This is a genomic window from Nocardioides sp. (assembly GCF_041600255.1).
Classification (GTDB): domain Bacteria; phylum Actinomycetota; class Actinomycetes; order Propionibacteriales; family Nocardioidaceae; genus Nocardioides.
On sequence record NZ_JBFIKK010000081.1, the window covers coordinates 1 to 15420 of the forward strand.

The following is a 15420-nucleotide window of genomic DNA, read 5'->3' on the forward strand; positions in this document are numbered from 1 at the left end:
AATGAACACTGCTTTGAAATGAACACTGCCCCGCCGGAGATCCCCCGGCGGGGCAGTGCTCGTCGTACGACGTCCGTCAGTGCGAGCGCAGCGTCTCGTCCTCGACCGAGTGGTGGCCGTCGAACTGGTGACCGTCGGCCGAGTGGCCCTCCATCGGAGCCTGGAGCGCGTGCTCGTGCTCGGCGTGGTGGTGGGCCGCCTCGAGCTCCTCGCGGGTCGGCTTCTGCACGTTGTCGGCGTACATCAGCCGGGACAGCTTCGCCCGCAGCTTGTTCAGGCGACCGCCCGGCGCCGCCACACCGTTGGCGTCCCGCTCCGACTCGAGCTCGTAGACCTCGTCCCGGTCGCGGGCCGTCATCGTGTAGGCGCTGGACTCCGAGATCGGCAGGTGCCGCTCGGTGTAGCCACCCTCCGGGGACCGCATGATGATGCCGGTCTCGTACCCGTGCAGCAGCGTCTCGTTGTCGTGGCGCTGCAGCGAGATGCACCAACGTCGCGTGATCATGAACGCGATCACCGGGCCGACGAAGACCGCGACTCGCATGAAGTACGTGATCTGGTTGATGCTCAGGTCGAGCAGGATCGCGATGATGTCGTTGCCGCCGGCGGCCCACATCAGACCGTAGAAGGTCATCAGCGCCACCATAGTGGCGGTCCGGGTCGGGGCGTTGCGCGGACGCTGGAGCAGGTGGTGGTCCCGCTTGTCGCCGGTGATCCAGGCCTCGATGAAAGGCAGCAGCAGCAGGATCGTGAACATCAGACCCGGCAGCACGATGATCGGCAGGAAGACGTTCCAGGAGAGCGTGACGCCCATGAAGGCGGACTCCCAGCCGGGCATGATGCGCAGTGCGCCGTCGGGCCATCCCATGTACCAGTCGGGCTGCGAGCCCGCGGTGACCTTGGTCGGGTCGTAGGGGCCGTACTTCCACACCGGGTTGATCGAGATCAGCGCACCCATCAGGGCGGTGACACCGAAGACGATGAAGAAGAAGCCACCGGCCTTGGCGGCGTACACGGGGAGCATCGGGAAACCGACGACGTTCTCCTCGGTGCGGCCGGGGCCGGCCCACTGGGTGTGCTTGTGGTAGACGAGCAGCAGCATGTGCGCCGCGATCAGGGCGAGCAGCAGGCCGGGGATCAGCAGCACGTGGGCGGTGAAGAGCCGCGGGATGATCGACTCGCCCGGGAACTCGCCCCCGAAGAGGAAGAACGAGAGGTAGGTGCCGACGACCGGGATCGACTTCATGAAGCCGTCCGCGGCGCGGACGCCGGTGCCGGAGAGCAGGTCGTCGGGGAGCGAGTAGCCGGTGAAGCCCTCCAGGGTGCCCAGCAGGAGCAGCAGGCAGCCGATCACCCAGTTGAGCTCGCGGGGCTTGCGGTGCGCGCCCGTGAAGTAGACCCGCAGCAGGTGGATCATCATCGAGGCGATGAAGAGCATGGCCGCCCAGTGGTGCATCTGGCGCATCAGCAGGCCGCCGCGCACGTCGAACGAGATGTTCATCGTCGAGGCCATCGCCTCGGACATGTGCACGCCGCGGAGCTCGTCGTAGGAGCCCTGGTAGGTGATCTCACCCATGCTGGGCGTGAACCACAGCGTGAGGAACACGCCGGTCAGCAGCAGGACGACGAAGCTCCACAGGGCGATCTCGCCGAGCATGAAGGACCAGTGGTCCGGGAAGACCTTACGCAGGTTCTTCTTCATCGCGGTGGCGAGGCCGAGGCGCTCGTCGGCCCAGTTCGCGACCGCACCCACCTTGCCCGGCTTGGCGGCAGGAGCCGCCGTCGACGAGTTGCTCGTCGCGACCTTGCTCGTGTCCATACTCATTCGGAGTCACGCTCCCAGAAGCTCGGTCCGACGGGTTCGGTGAAGTCGCTCTGCGCCACGAGGTAACCCTCGGCGTCGACCGCCAGCGGCAGCTGGGGGAGTGCCCGGGCGGCCGGGCCGAAGACGACCTTGCCGGAGTCGGCGAGGTCGAAGGTCGACTGGTGGCAGGGGCAGAGCAGGTGGTGGGTGGTCCGCTCGTTCAGCGAGATCGGGCAGCCCACGTGCGTGCAGATCTTGGAGTAGCAGACGATTCCGCCGACGGTCCAGTTGTCACGATCCTTGCCGGGGATGATGTCCTCGGGCTCCATCTTGAGCAGGATCACGGCGGCCTTGGACTTGGCGACGTGGAGCTCGACGCCCTCGAGGACGTGCTCGCCCTCCTCGTCGGTCGCGAAGACGATCGCGGGCTCGGCGTTGACCAAGTCACCGATCTCGAGGTCGGAGGGCTTGATCGGGGTGCCGACCACGTCGCGCACGACGCGCATGCCCTTCTCCCAGACCGTGTGCAGGAGCTTGTCGCCGGGCAGCGGGCCCAGGTCGCGCAGCAGCACCACGGCCGGCAGGCCGAGCAGACCGACCGCACCGATCAGCGTGTTGCGCACCAACGGGCGACGGCCGATCCCGGACTCCGCCAACCCGGCGTCCAGCGCGGCCAGCGTGGCCTCGCGGTCCTCGGGGGAGGAAGCGGCCGGGTGACGCATCTCCATGATCTCGTGGTCGCCCATGAGCTTGCGCGCCCACTGGATGATGCCGATGCCGATCAGCAGCAGGGCACCGCCCAGGGTGACGCCCAGGGTCACGTGCGAGGCGCCCAGGCCCATGATCGTGTCGGTGGTCTCACCGATCTCGAACGTGAAGTAGCTGACCAGGAACAGGACGGCGCAGACCATCGACAGCACGAACATCGCTGCCACCTGGCGCTCGGCGCGCTTCTCGGCCGCCGGGTCCACGTCGGTGGGACGCCACTGGTGCTCCGGGAGACCCGGGTTCGCGATCGGGTCGTCGGCCACCGTGGCCGGCAGGTGCTCGGGGGAGTCGCTCACGCGGCCACCTTCTTCTTCGTCGAACGGGTCGTGTGAGCGGCGATCCAGACGGCGAAGCCGACCAGGGAGCCGATGCCGATCAGCCAGGCCCAGAGGCCGTCGCTGACCGGGCCGAGGCCGCCGAGGCCGAAGCCGCCGTAGCCCGGCTGGTCCTCGAGGGCACCGAGGTAGGCGATGACGTCGCGCTTCTCCTCCGGCGAGAGGTTGCCGTTGGAGAAGCTGTCCATGGCCTGCGGGCCGGTCAGCATGGCCTCGTAGATGTACTTGGGCTCGACACCACGGATCTTCGGCGCGTAACCGCCGCGGGGCATGGCGCCGCCGGAGCCCTCGAAGTTGTGGCAGGCGGTGCAGTTGGTCAGGAAGATCTGGCCACCGCGGACGACCGCCTCCTGGCGCTCCTCCTCGGAGAGACCCTCGATGCTGTAGTCGTCCTTGGTCGGGATCGCCGGGCCGGGGCCGAGCGAGGCCACGAACGCAGCGAGCTGGGCGGTCTCCTCCTCGGTGTAGGCCACGGCCTTGCGGGGGGCCTGCACGCCGGGCTGCGCCATCGGCATGCGACCCGTGCCCACCTGGAAGTCGACGGCTGCGGCGCCGACGCCCACCAGCGGGGGACCGATCTGGTTGCCGTTCTGGGTCCGGATGCCCTCGCCGTTCTGCCCGTGGCAGAAGGAGCAGCCGACGAGGAACAGCTCACGGCCCTTGGCCACCTGGGCGGCGTCCGACTCGGCCTGCTCGGCCTGGGCGGGGGCGAAGGCGGTGTACAGGGTGCCGGTGAACAGCAGCCCGAGGAGCAGCACCATCAGCCCGGCGAGCGGTCCGCGGCGGTGCCGGGAGAGTCGACCTGCGGATCGGTTCAGGAGACGCACATTGAGTCCTTGCTGGGAGTCCTGGCGGAACTGGGAGCGGGCTACTTGATGAGGTAGATCATGGCGAACAGGCCGATCCACACCACGTCGACGAAGTGCCAGTAGTACGACACGACGATGGCGCTGACCGCCTGCTCGTGGGTGAAGCGTCGTGCCAGGTAGGTGCGTCCGAGGACGAACAGGAAGGCGATCAGACCGCCGGTCACGTGCAGACCGTGGAAGCCGGTGGTGAGGTAGAACATCGAGCCGTAGGCCGAGTCCTGCATGGTCATGCCCTGGTGCACGAGCTCGACGTACTCGGTGGCCTGGCCGCCGATGAAGATCGCGCCCATCACGTAGGTGAGCACGAACCACTCGCGCAGGCCCCAGCCCTTGACCTGGAACAGGGAGCCGGTGCGACCCACCTGACCGCGCTCGGCAGCGAAGACGCCGAGCTGGCAGGTGAGCGAGGACAGCACGAGGATCGTGGTGTTCGCAGCCGCGAAGGGGACGTTGAGCATCTCGGTGTTGGACGCCCACAGATCCGGGCTGACCGCCCTGATCGTGAAGTACGAGGCAAAGAGCGCGGCGAAGAACATCAGCTCACTGGAGAGCCAGATGATCGTGCCCACGCTGACCATGCTCGGACGGTCGTGGTGCCCGTGCAGACGGGATGCCGGAATCGCAGTTGCTGTCGCCACGCAGCCATTATGTCGTGGCCGGAGACGGAGGGCACCCCGACCCCCTCGTTTTCGACGTCATATTGTTCACACTGTGCTGGGCCCTTCCCTCAACCTCCTCGCGGAGCCGCTGCCCACCCTGCCCAGGTTCACTCTCGGCAGGGTGTTCACCGACTGGTCGCTGGAGCCGTTGCCCTTCGTGATCACGGTCTGGGCGGTCGGTCTCTACCTGCTCGGAGTGGCCGTGCTGCACCGCCGGGGCGACGCCTGGCCGATCGGCCGGACGCTGTCGTTCGTGGTGGTCGGCATGGGTGCCTTCGCGCTCGCTACCATGTCCGGCCTCGGCGCCTACGACCGCACCCTGCTGAGCGTGCACATGGTCCAGCACATGGTGCTCTCGATGCTGGTCCCGCTCGCCCTCGCGCTCGGGGCCCCGGTCACCCTGGCGTTGCGGACCCTGCCGGCCGGCCCGCGCCGGCAGCTCCTGCGGCTGCTGCACTCGCGCCTGGCCCGGGTGCTCTCGTTCCCACCGCTCGTCTTCGGCCTCTACGTCATCTCGCCCTGGCTGCTCTACTTCACCGCCTGGTACGACGCCTCGCTGCAGTCGGTGTTCGTGCACGAGATGATGCACGTGCACCTGGTCCTGGTCGGCACGCTCTTCTTCTGGCCGCTGATGGGGATCGACCCGGTGCCCGGACGGGTGGGTTATCCGTTCCGGGTGCTGATCGTGGTGCTGACCCTGCCGTTCCACGCGTTCCTCGGCGTGACGATCATGGACCAGTCGACCCTGATCGGCGGAGACTGGTACCCGGCACTGAGCGAGGGACCGATGGGTGCCTGGCTGCCCGACCCGATGGACGACCAGCACCTGGCCGGGGGAATCCTCTGGGGCTCCGGCGACCTGATCGGACTGGTCTTCTTCGGAGTCCTCTTCACCCAGTGGGTGCGTTCCTCGCTGCGCGAGGCGGCCCGTGAGGATCGGCGACTCGATCTGATGGAGGCGCGCCAGCGCGCTGCCGACGGTGAGCGGTAGCATCGCGGCCGTGAGTGACTCGACCGCATCGAAGACCGCAAACCTGCAGGTGCTCGTCTACAGCGACGACGTCAACACCCGGCAGCAGGTGATCCTGGCGCTGGGCCGACGGCCGCACCCGGACCTGCCCGAGCTGGAGTACGTCGAGGTAGCGACCGAGCCCGTGGTGATCCAGCACATGGACAGCGGGCGGATCGACCTCGCGATCCTCGACGGGGAGGCCGTGCCCGCCGGTGGCCTGGGCATCGCCAAGCAGCTCAAGGACGAGATCTTCCAGTGCCCGCCGCTGCTGGTGCTGACGGGTCGGCCGCAGGACGCCTGGCTGGCGACCTGGTCGCGCGCGGACGCGGCGGTGCCCCACCCGCTCGACCCGATCCAGCTCGCCGAGTCCGTGGTCTCCCTGCTGCGCGCACGCGTGCCTGCCACCACCTGATGGCTCCGACCTGGGCCGACGTTCTCGGCTCGCTCGTGGCGCGCCGCGACCTCACCGGGGAGCAGGCAGCCTGGGCGATGGGACAGATCCTGGGCGGCGAGGCCAGCCCGGCCCAGATCGCCGGCTTCGCGGTCGCCCTGCGGGCCAAGGGCGAGACCATCGACGAAGTCTCCGGCCTGGTCGAGGCGATGTACGCGGTCGCCACGCCGATCGACGTCCCCGGCCGGCTGCTCGACGTGGTGGGCACCGGCGGGGACCGCTCCATGTCGGTGAACATCTCCACCATGTCCGCCATCGTCGCGGCCGGAGCCGGTGCCCGGGTGGTCAAGCACGGCAACCGGTCCGCCTCCTCGACCTCGGGCTCCGCCGACGTGCTCGAGACCCTGGGCATCCGCCTCGACCTCGCCGCGGCCCGGGTGGCCGAGGTCGCCGTCGAGGCCGGCATCACCTTCTGCTTCGCGGCTGCCTTCCACCCGGCCATGCGCCACGCCGCCGTACCGCGCCGTGAGCTGGGCATCGCCACCACGTTCAACGTCCTCGGTCCGCTGGCCAACCCGGCGCGGCCGGGCGCCCAGGCGATCGGCTGCGCCGATGCCCGGATGGCGCCGGTGATGGCCGGCGTCTTCGCGCGGCGCGGTGTCGATGCCTGGGTCTTCCGCGGCGACGACGGGCTCGACGAGATCACCACCACGACCACGTCCTCACTGTGGACGGTCCACGACGGTCAGGTGCGCACCGCCACCCTCGACCCCCGCGAATACGGGTTCGGGCTCAGCGGCGTCGAGGCGCTGCGCGGCGGGGACGCCGCCCACAACGCCGCCGTCGTGCGCCGGGTGCTCCAGGGGGAGTCGGGGCCGGTGCGGGACGCCGTCCTGCTCAACGCCGGCGCCGCTCTCGCCGTGCACGACGAGCCGACGCGCGCGCCCGGCGAGGCACTGGCGGCCGGCATCGAACGGGCGCGGGCGTCGATCGACACCGGGGCTGCGGCGGCAGTCCTGGAGAAGTGGATCGCTGCCTCCGCCGCCTGACCGGCCCGCCGGGGGTGTCAGCGAGCCACGCCCGGAGCCCCCAGCAGTTCGACCTCCGCGGAGCGGTGCAGCACCTGCCATCCCTCGGAACGGACGAGGGCGTGGGCCAGCGGTGTCTCCGGGTCCAGGACGGCGTACCGCGCACCGGTCTCGGCGACCAGGTCCCGCCAGCCCGGCTCGAGGGTCAGGATCCGGGCGTTGCGGCGCAGCTCCGGGATCGTGAAGGTGTCGCCGTAGCCGTGCATGACGAGGTCCAGTTGCGGGAAGCGCCACATCAGGTAGCCGCCGGAGACCGTCTCGTTGAGCACCGGCGTCCCGGCCGGCAGCGAGCCCAGGGCCGGGTCCATCCAGTCGGGCTGGCCGGGAGGGTCGGCGGAGGTGTGCGGGACCAGGAAGGCGAGCAGCAGCAGACTCCCCGCGAACGACGTCCCGACGACCGCCTGCTCGCCGCGACCGGGCGGTCGACGAACGGGAAGCTGCTGCTGGAGCGCGGCAGCCGTCAGGGGGGCGATCAGCAGGGCCGCGAGCGGCAGCGTCCTGGCCGAGTACGCCGCCAGGGCCAGCGCCAGCAGGATCCACAGGATCCGGCCGGCTGGCGTGCGCGGCCCCCTCAGCTCGCTGGCGAGCAGGGCGGCGAACAGGACCGCGAATCCGAGCCCCGCGGGGGTGAGGAGGCTCGGCGGACCCCACTCGACGAAGAACTCCCGGCGTGACCCCACGCCCACCACGGCGCCGACCAGCCCCGGGCCCACCGGGGTGAGGAAGGCCGCGGCTGCCGAGAGGAGGGGGACCGCTGCGTGCGCCGCCAGCCTGCGGCGGGGGAGTCCGCCGTCGAGGGCCATCCCGAGCACCGCGCAGCCGCCGATCACCAACGCCAAGGGCCACATCCCGTGCAGCATCGCCCAGAGCCAGGTCGCCGGCACCAGCCACCAGCGCACCCGGTGGTCGTCCTGGGCGCGCAGCCAGGCGGACACGACGACCACGCTGAGCACGAAGCTGAGCACCTGCGGGCGCATGCCCAGCGCCGGGCCGCAGGCGATCAGGGCCAGTGCTGTCACGGGGACTGCGGCGATGGGGTCGGCTCGGCGACGCGTGGCGACGTACAGCGCGAAGGTGAGCGCGAGCAGCAGCAGGCCGGACAGCCAGGCGACTCCCGGCAGCCCGAAGGTCCTTTCGCCTGCTGCCATGACGACCTGGCTGAGCCACTGGGTGGGGCGCCAGTCCGCGGTAGCGAAGCTGCTCACGCTGCCGGGGTCGCTCGGGGACCAGCCCGCGAGGAACTCGCGGCCGAAGCGCAGGTGGAAGTAGGTGTCCGGATTCGGCAGCGGCACGGCCGTGCGTCGCACCAGGGCCAGCAAAATGCCGACGAGGAGGAGCAGCGGGAGCGCGAGCCGCAGCCGGGGGGTCCCGGCGTCGAAGGCGCGCTGCCCGCTCATCGGTCAGTCGACGGCGAGCTCGTAGGAGTCGCCGTGGCGGCTGAAGCCGAGTTGGCCGTAGTAGGCGCCGAGCATCTTCGGGGGTGTGATGACCGTGGAGAACCCGTGGTCGCTGAGCAGTCCGCTGCGCCGCCAGACGAACTCGCCGGGGGAGAAGTCCCGATAACGCGGGGTCACGTAGTCGAGGAGAACGCGGGCGACGTCGCCGTCACGGTGCAGGAGCACCACCCCGACGGTCTCGTCGCCGCGCAGGACGAGGAACGCGAGCCCGCGCTCGTCGGTGGGGTCCCAGAGGAAGTCGGGCTGGAAGCGCAGGATGTCGGCGCCGTGGACGCGGAGCAGGTGGCGCAGGTACTCGTCGGCCGGACCCACCTCGATCACCTCGAACGCCGCCTCGTCGTGGCGCTGGCTGGTGAGTTTGACGATGAACCAGATGTTGATCAACGCCAGGACGAGGTTCATGCCGACCATCGGCCAGATCAGCAGCAGCGCGTTGAAGACGAGCAGAATCAGGCAGGCGATCAGGTTGAGCACGCGGAAGCGGAGCACGCGCGCCTGCAGCAACGAGAAGACCAGCAGGGCGCTGCCGCCCCAGCCGAGGATGTCGAGCCAGTGGGCCTCCAGCCAGGACATCGTTCTCAGTCCAGGCCGAGGGAGAAGGCGGACTCCAGGTCGTGGCGAGAGTAGGCACGGAAGGCGATGTGCGTCTCGGTCGAGGTGACGCCGGGCACCTTGTTGAGCCGGTCCGCCACCACCGAGGCGACGTCGTCGTGGTCGCGGACGCGGACCAGCGCGATCAGGTCGATCTGACCGGTCACCGAGTACACCTCGCTGATGCCGTCGAGGGCGGCGATCGCTTCCGCGACCTCGGGGATCCGGGCGACGTCGGCCTTGACGAACACGATGGCGGTGATCATGGGCCTGACCCTAACGAACCGGCTGGTGCACGGGCGAAAGGTCGCGACGCTCGCCGAAGGGGACCAGCGACAACCGGGACTGGTGCACCGCGTCGTGCAGGGCGAGGTGCCGGGTCGCGCCGGCGACCGGGCAGGTCCACTCGCCGACCACGTCCACCAGTCGCAGCCCCGGGGACTCCAGCCAGCGCAGCACCTTCTCGGACTCCTCGGCAGTGGCCGCGGGCACCGGCCCGGGCGCGGTCGTGACGGTCTCAGCACTGGCCCGCAGCTCGCTGACGAACTGTCGGGCGTCCGCGCCGGGCGGGATGACCCCTGCTGCGGCCAGGCGGCCGAAGCGGACGACGTGCACGGCCCAGCGGCCGTCGTCCTCCTTGCGGGTGGCGACGACCTCCGGGCACCGGGTCAGCGCAGAGAGGCGCTGGGTCCGGTGCGCGGCACGGATGAACGCGGCGAGCCGGTCACGGTGCTGGCCGGCCTCCTCGAACCGCTCGTCCTCGGCCAGCGACGCCATCCGGGTGTTGATCGCCTCCACGACCTCGTCGGGGCGGTGCAGCAGGCTCTCGCGCAGACGCTGGACGAGAGCGGCGTACGTCGTCTCGTCGACGCTGCCGTCGCAGGGGGCCAGGCAGCGATCCATCTCGGCGAGCACGCAGGCCGCTCGGGAGGGCTGGCGGGCCAGCCGCTCGGAGCACTGGCGGACCGGGAACGTGTCGTGCAGCGCGGCGAGCGCCTTCTCGGCCGCCTTGCGCGAGGAGAAGGGGCCCAGGTAGTCGGCGTCGTCGGCCAGCACCCGGCGGACCAGGGAGAGCCGCGGCCAGGTCTCCCGGGTCAGTTTGACGAAGTGCACCTTCTCTGGGAAGCGGGAGCGGCGGTTGTAGCGCGGCTTGTGCTCGGCGATCAGCCGGAGCTCGCGCACCTCGGCCTCCAGGGCGGTCGCGCACTCGATGCCGGTGACCGTGCTCGAGATTCCCACCATCTCGCCCATCCGGGAGCGGGTCTCGGAGGCGGTGAAGTAGGAGCGGACCCGGGCCCGCAGGTCGCGGGAGGTGCCGACGTAGAGGACCCGCGAGCGGTCGTCGCGGAACAGGTAGACACCCGGAGCGTGGGGGAGTGACTCGGCGAGGTGGCGCTTCTTGCGCTGGGCGGTGCTGACCCGCGACGAGAAGGTCTGCAGCTCCTCGAGGGTGTGCACCCCCAGGTCGCCGAGGCGCTCCATCAGGCCGTGCAGGACGTCCACGGTGGCACGCGCGTCGGACAGGGCCCGGTGGTTGGGGGTGGTGGTGGAGTTGAAGACCCGCGCGAGGGAGGAGAGCTTGCAGTTCGGGGCGTCGTCGCGGGTGATCACCCGGCGGGCCAGCTTGGCGGTGTCGAGGACTTCGAAGCGGGGCCAGGCCCGGTCCTGCCGGGCGGCGAAGTGCTTGAGGAAGCCCACGTCGAACGGCGCGTTGTGGGCGACCAGGACGCACCCGGCGGCGAACTCGAGGAAGGCGGGCAGGGCGGACTCGATCCCGGGGGCGTCGCGGACCATGGAGTTGCTGATGCCGGTCAGGACCGCGATGAAGGCCGGGATCTCGCTGTGCGGGTTGACCAGGGTCTGGAACTCGCCCAGCACCTCGCCCCCGCGCACCTTCACCGCGCCGATCTCGGTGATCATCGAGCCACCTTCGGCGGAGCCCCCGGTGGTCTCGAGGTCGACGACGCAGAAGGTGATGTCGCGCAGGGGTCGACCCAGCTCGTCGAAACTGCGTTGCGTCTCCCACGGGGAGCTCGCACCCTGGCCGGCCCTGCTCATGACGACGACGCTAGGCGCGGCCACCGACAATCCGGGGCCGACGCGCGGACTAGGGTGGGGGCCGCCCGACCGTGGAAGGAATTGAGCGTGAGCACCCTGATCCCTGATGCCAGCCAGCGCTGGCGCTGCGCGGGATGCGGCAACCTCACCCGGTTCGACGTCGTCAGGACCGCCCGGACCGCGGAGTTCTGGCACTTCGACCTGGCCGGCGGGCATGCGGTCGAGGAGAGCGTGGTCGAGGACCAGGTCGTGGAGAGCGTGACCTGCCGCTGGTGCGGGCGAGCCGACGCGATCGAGCTGGTCGTCCGGCCCGCCGCGACCGAGCCGGACGGCAGGTAGGCCGACACGCCGCGACACGCCCGACACGCCGGGATTCGGCCGCCCCGCCGCGGACTGTCGGTGGTCGCTGGGAGCGTCGCGAACATGACGAGAATCGACTGCGACACCTGTGTGGTGCGGGGCCTGTCCTGCCACGACTGCGTGGTGACCGTGCTCCTGGGCCCGCCGCCCGAGCTGCTCACCATCGACGACGACGAGCGCCGAGCGCTCGACGTCCTGGCCGAGGGAGGGCTGGTGCCCCCGCTGCGGCTGATCCAGCCGATGCCGGGGCGCGAGGTGGAGTCGGCCTGACCAGACCGGGTGTGACAAGTGGGGCTGGTGTGACGCGGTACGCCCTGCGTGTCGCCGGGTGGGCGAAAACACGCCACGACACCGTTGCGGGGGTTTGGCGAGCCACGGCTCGAGACCTATCCTGAGTCGCTCAGGTGCTCGTGGGAGTGGGCCAGTCCAGGTCCGCGCGAGCACCGCGCTGAGTCCCGGTCGTCGTCGACGACTCGGGCGCGCGTCAGACTCACAAGGGAGACCGTCCCGCTCGTGCTCAACGGCCGGAACCGACTCATCACCGCCCTCTCTGCTCTCGCGCTGGCGACCGTCGTGGGTCTCGTGCCCACCACGTCCGCGCAGGCCGAGCCCCGGATCGACGACGTGAAGACGCGCGTCGACCGGCTCTACCACGAGGCCGAGCAGGCCTCCGAGCGCTTCAACGACGCTCGCATCGAGCTCGCGGAGCTGCGCAGCGACCTGTCGAGCCTGAAGGCCGACCAGACCCGTCAGGACGAGCGCCTCCAGCGTGTCCGGGCGCAGGTGCAGGAGTCGATCCTGCGGCAGTACGAGGGCCGGAACCTCTCGGTGGTCGGCCAGGTCGTCGTCTCCGAGGACCCCGGTGCCTTCCTGGCCGAGCTCTCGACGATGTCGGCGTTCAACGACGTCCAGTCCCAGCTCCTCGGCGAGTTCTCCACCGAGCGCAAGGCGCTCCAGATCCGCCGTGAGGCGACCGAGAAGCGCGCCGACCAGGTGGCGGCCACCGAGCGTCGTCTGGCGGCCGAGCAGAAGACCATCGAGGACAAGCTGGCCGAGGCCAAGTCGCTGCTCAGCAGGCTCGAGGCCGAGGAGCGCGAGGCGATGGTCTCCCGCGACTCCGCGCGGGTCCCCACCGACGTCCCCGTCTCCGGCCGTGCCGCCGCGGCTGTCCGCTACGCGATGGCCCAGGTCGGGAAGTCCTACGTGTACGGCGCCGCCGGCCCGAACTCCTTCGACTGCTCGGGCCTGACGATGATGGCCTGGGCCCAGGCGGGCGTCTCCCTGCCGCACTCCTCGGGTGCCCAGTACAGCTCGGGTCCGCGCATCGCGGCCAGCGACCTGCGCCCCGGTGACCTCGTCTTCTACTACAGCCCGATCAGCCACGTCGGCATGTACATCGGCAACGGCATGATCGTCGACGCGGCCAACCCCCGCTCCGGGGTTCGCGTGACCGGGCTCTACTCGATGCCGTACGTCGGCGCGGTCCGTCCTGGCTGACCGACCGACCTCGAAGGCCGGCCGTCCACGGTGGTGGGTGGCCGGCCTTTCGTTGTCCCTGCTGCTCGTCGTCGGTCTGGTGGCCTGGCGGGTCCTGGACACCGGGCCCTACGTCGCGCCCCGGCCCGCCGACCTCGCCCCGCGGTCCCAGCCGGCGCTGGCGGCGCAGACCCTGCAGCGGCTGGAGCAGGCCGTACGCCGCGGTGATCCACGAGCCGCACGCGAGCTCGCCCCGGCGTCGAACCCCGCCGCCGGCGAGCTCCTCGCCTCGATCGCCAGTAACGCCCGCGCCCTGCGGGTGCGCAACTTCGCCCTGCGTTACGTCGACGAGACCGGCGGCGTGGAGCCCGACGGATCCTGGTCGGCCTCCGTCGACGTCCGCTGGCAGTTCGCCCGCTTCGACCCGGTGCCCGCCCGGGCGGAGGTCCAGGTGAGCTTCGAGGCACCGGAGAGTCCCGACGGTGAGGCGACGATCGCCGAGGTCGGAGGGGGCGACCTGCGCACCCCGGTCTGGCTCAGCGGACCGGTGCAGGTGCGCCGGGGTCCCACCACGCTCGTGGTGGCGGCCACCTCCGCCTCGACGGCCGACGCCTACGCCCGACGGGCTCGCGCGGCGGTCCCGGACGTCCGACAGGTGCTCGCAGACTGGCAGCCGCTGCTCGTCGTCGAGGTGCCGGCGTCGGCTGCGGGCCTCGACCGGGCCCTCGACGCGGCCCCGGGGGAGTACGCCGGTGTCGCTGCCGTGACCACCACCGTGGACGGCTCGCTCGCCAGCGATGCGCCGGTCCACGTCTTCGTGAACCCGGAGGTCTTCGGCCGGCTCCAGCGACGTGGCGCGCAGGTGGTGATGAGCCACGAGGCCGCGCACGTCGCCACCGAGGCGGCCCTGAGCACGCTGCCGCTGTGGCTGGTCGAGGGGTTCGCCGACTACATCGCCCTGCGCGACGTGGACCTGCCGCTGAGCACCACGGCAGGCCAGATCATTCGCCAGGTGCGACGCGACGGCGTCCCGGCGGCTCTGCCCGGAGCAGCCGAGTTCGACACCACGACCACGCACCTGGGGGCCGCCTACGAGGCCGCCTGGCTCGCCTGCCGTCTGCTCGCCGAGCTCGGCGGCGAGGAGGCCCTGGTGCGGCTCTACGCGGAGGTCGACGCCGGGCGTCCGTTGGCGGGGGCCCTGCGGGAGATCTTCGGGCTCGGGCCGGCGGAGCTGACCCGTCGATGGCAGGCCACGCTGTCAGACTTGGCGGCGTGACCCACCCCGACCGGCGCACCGCCGTACTCCTGAGCCTGGGCAGCGCCCTGGTCCTGGCGGTGCTGGCGCTGTGGTGGGTGCCGTGGCAGCCCGTACCGGGCGGTGTGCCTGCCCCGGCCGCGCCGGGGTCGCTGCTGAGCGCCGACGAGATCGAGCAGGCCGAGGAGTTCTCCCGGGCAGTCCGTCGGTGGAGCTGGGCCTCGTTGCTGCTGTCCCTGGCCGTGACGGGCTGGCTCGGGTTCGGTGCCGTGGGTCGCCGCCTCGTGGACCGAACGCGTGGCCCCTGGTGGTGGCGTGTCCTGCTCGCCGTTGCCGGGGTGCTGCTGGCGGTCCGCCTGGTCACGCTGCCGCTGTCGGTGCTGCACCGCCGCGAGCTGCTCGCCTACGGGCTCAGCGAGCAGGCGTGGACGGGCTTCGCCCGGGACCTGGCCCTCGCCCAGCTGGTGGCGACCGCGACGACCGGGCTGGCGCTGGTGGTGCTGGTGGGGTGTGCCCGACGGTGGCGGCGGGCGTGGCCCGCCGTGGCCGGCTTCGGCCTGGGCGTGCTGGTGCTGCTCGGATCGTTCGTCTACCCGGTGGTCGTGGAGCCGCTCTTCAACGAGTTCACGCCACTGCCCGCAGGTCAGCTGCGCACCGAGATCCTGGAGCTGGCCGACCGCGAGCAGGTGCAGGTCGAGGACGTCCTCGTCGCGGACGCCTCGCGCCGTACGACGACGCTCAACGCCTACGTGTCGGGCTGGGGGAGTACCCGGCGAGTCGTGGTCTACGACACGCTCGTCGACGGCCTGGCGCGCGACCAGACGCTCTCGGTGGTGGCCCACGAGCTCGCCCATGCCCGGCACCGGGACGTGGTCGTCGGAACGGTCCTCGGCGCCCTGGGGGCGGGTCTCGCCGTGGGCCTGCTGGCACTCGTGGTGGGGTGGCGGTCCGGCGGCAGGGGAGCGGGACGGGGGCTCTCGGTGGCGGACCCGGCCGTGGTGCCGCTCGTGCTGGCGCTGCTGTCCTTCGGCACCCTGCTCGCCGGCCCGGTGCAGAACGGCGTCAGTCGGCAGATCGAGATGCGGGCGGACGTCGACGCGCTGGAGGCCACCGGCGACCCGGACGCCTTCATCTCGATGCAGCGGGTGCTCTCGGTGCGCTCACTGGCGGATCCGACGCCGCCGGCCTGGATGCAGATCTGGTTCGGCAGCCACCCGACGGCGCTGACCCGGGTGGCCATCGCTGAGCTCCTGCGCCCCGACCTGGAGCGTCCGGCCCCCGACCCGACGGTGCCGGA

General features: G+C 71.0%; 16 protein-coding genes. 8 read left to right on the forward strand and 8 right to left on the reverse strand.

All coding sequences use genetic code 11. From position 1 onward, the window contains the following. Positions 1–76: 76 nt before the first annotated feature. The 4 genes from ABZE72_RS10735 to ABZE72_RS10750 form a co-directional block, all read right to left on the reverse strand. Entirely contained in the window at positions 77–1819 is a 1743-nt protein-coding gene (locus ABZE72_RS10735) for a cytochrome bc complex cytochrome b subunit (protein WP_372729031.1), read from the reverse strand. A gap of 2 nt (positions 1820–1821) precedes the next feature. Continuing rightward, positions 1822–2868, reverse strand: a complete 1047-nt coding sequence (locus tag ABZE72_RS10740; protein WP_372729018.1) for a Rieske 2Fe-2S domain-containing protein — start codon at positions 2866–2868, stop codon at positions 1822–1824. Then, on the reverse strand, positions 2865–3668 hold the full coding sequence (locus ABZE72_RS10745; protein ID WP_372729032.1) for a c-type cytochrome: 804 nt from the start codon (positions 3666–3668) through the stop codon (positions 2865–2867). The genes ABZE72_RS10740 and ABZE72_RS10745 overlap by 4 nt, the downstream gene beginning before the upstream one ends. A gap of 107 nt (positions 3669–3775) precedes the next feature. Then, positions 3776–4381, reverse strand: coding sequence for a heme-copper oxidase subunit III (locus ABZE72_RS10750; protein ID WP_372729033.1), 606 nt, complete (start codon positions 4379–4381; stop codon positions 3776–3778). 106 nt (positions 4382–4487) lie between these two features. On the opposite strand from ABZE72_RS10750, the gene ABZE72_RS10755 reads away from it, so the two are divergent. Genes ABZE72_RS10755 through trpD form a run of 3 tightly spaced genes read left to right on the forward strand, consistent with a single transcriptional unit; the run spans position 4488 to position 6887 of the window. Further along, entirely contained in the window at positions 4488–5426 is a 939-nt protein-coding gene (locus tag ABZE72_RS10755; RefSeq protein WP_372729019.1) for a cytochrome c oxidase assembly protein, read from the forward strand. A gap of 10 nt (positions 5427–5436) precedes the next feature. After that, the gene (locus ABZE72_RS10760) at positions 5437–5859 is read left to right on the forward strand and encodes a hypothetical protein (RefSeq protein WP_372729020.1); all 423 of its coding nucleotides are present in this window, start codon (positions 5437–5439) and stop codon (positions 5857–5859) included. Beyond that, entirely contained in the window at positions 5859–6887 is a 1029-nt protein-coding gene (gene trpD, locus ABZE72_RS10765) for an anthranilate phosphoribosyltransferase (protein ID WP_372729021.1), read from the forward strand. Before ABZE72_RS10760 ends, trpD begins: the two co-directional genes overlap by 1 nt. A 17-nt stretch (positions 6888–6904) precedes the next feature. On the opposite strand, the gene ABZE72_RS10770 is transcribed toward trpD, so the two are convergent. Genes ABZE72_RS10770 through ABZE72_RS10785 form a run of 4 tightly spaced genes read right to left on the reverse strand, consistent with a single transcriptional unit; the run spans position 6905 to position 11032 of the window. Next, entirely contained in the window at positions 6905–8323 is a 1419-nt protein-coding gene (locus ABZE72_RS10770) for a hypothetical protein (RefSeq protein WP_372729022.1), read from the reverse strand. A 3-nt stretch (positions 8324–8326) separates the two neighbouring features. Beyond that, positions 8327–8956, reverse strand: a complete 630-nt coding sequence (locus ABZE72_RS10775) for a hypothetical protein (protein WP_372729023.1) — start codon at positions 8954–8956, stop codon at positions 8327–8329. Positions 8957–8961: 5 nt separating this feature from the next. Further along, positions 8962–9240 carry an Lrp/AsnC family transcriptional regulator gene (locus ABZE72_RS10780; protein WP_372729024.1) on the reverse strand — a complete coding sequence of 93 codons (279 nt, stop codon included), beginning with the start codon at positions 9238–9240 and terminating at the stop codon, positions 8962–8964. A 10-nt stretch (positions 9241–9250) separates the two neighbouring features. Next, entirely contained in the window at positions 9251–11032 is a 1782-nt protein-coding gene (locus ABZE72_RS10785) for a DEDD exonuclease domain-containing protein (protein ID WP_372729025.1), read from the reverse strand. 87 nt (positions 11033–11119) lie between these two features. Here ABZE72_RS10785 and ABZE72_RS10790 point away from each other — a divergent pair, with 87 nt between their 5' ends. The 5 genes from ABZE72_RS10790 to ABZE72_RS10810 form a co-directional block, all read left to right on the forward strand. Beyond that, positions 11120–11371: a hypothetical protein gene (locus tag ABZE72_RS10790; protein WP_372729026.1), complete on the forward strand. Its 252-nt coding sequence runs from the start codon at positions 11120–11122 to the stop codon at positions 11369–11371. 84 nt (positions 11372–11455) lie between these two features. Then, positions 11456–11662 carry a hypothetical protein gene (locus tag ABZE72_RS10795; RefSeq protein ID WP_372729027.1) on the forward strand — a complete coding sequence of 69 codons (207 nt, stop codon included), beginning with the start codon at positions 11456–11458 and terminating at the stop codon, positions 11660–11662. A gap of 243 nt (positions 11663–11905) precedes the next feature. Next, on the forward strand, positions 11906–12889 hold the full coding sequence (locus ABZE72_RS10800; RefSeq protein WP_372729028.1) for an NlpC/P60 family protein: 984 nt from the start codon (positions 11906–11908) through the stop codon (positions 12887–12889). A gap of 37 nt (positions 12890–12926) precedes the next feature. Next, a complete protein-coding gene (locus tag ABZE72_RS10805; RefSeq protein ID WP_372729029.1) occupies positions 12927–14144 on the forward strand; it encodes a hypothetical protein in 1218 nt (405 codons plus the stop codon). Continuing rightward, positions 14141–15420, forward strand: a 1280-nt coding sequence (locus tag ABZE72_RS10810; protein ID WP_372729030.1) for a M48 family metallopeptidase, incomplete at its 3' end; no start/stop codon positions are given. The genes ABZE72_RS10805 and ABZE72_RS10810, both read left to right, overlap by 4 nt.

Coding starts and splice junctions, on each gene's coding strand:
- ABZE72_RS10735 (WP_372729031.1), bottom strand. CDS start 1,819: ATGGACACGAGCAAGGTCGCGACGAGCAACTCGTCGACGGCGGCTCCT.
- ABZE72_RS10745 (WP_372729032.1), bottom strand. CDS start 3,668: ATGGTGCTGCTCCTCGGGCTGCTGTTCACCGGCACCCTGTACACCGCC.
- trpD (WP_372729021.1), top strand. CDS start 5,859: ATGGCTCCGACCTGGGCCGACGTTCTCGGCTCGCTCGTGGCGCGCCGC.
- ABZE72_RS10770 (WP_372729022.1), bottom strand. CDS start 8,323: ATGAGCGGGCAGCGCGCCTTCGACGCCGGGACCCCCCGGCTGCGGCTC.
- ABZE72_RS10775 (WP_372729023.1), bottom strand. CDS start 8,956: ATGTCCTGGCTGGAGGCCCACTGGCTCGACATCCTCGGCTGGGGCGGC.
- ABZE72_RS10780 (WP_372729024.1), bottom strand. CDS start 9,240: ATGATCACCGCCATCGTGTTCGTCAAGGCCGACGTCGCCCGGATCCCC.
- ABZE72_RS10785 (WP_372729025.1), bottom strand. CDS start 11,032: ATGAGCAGGGCCGGCCAGGGTGCGAGCTCCCCGTGGGAGACGCAACGC.
- ABZE72_RS10795 (WP_372729027.1), top strand. CDS start 11,456: ATGACGAGAATCGACTGCGACACCTGTGTGGTGCGGGGCCTGTCCTGC.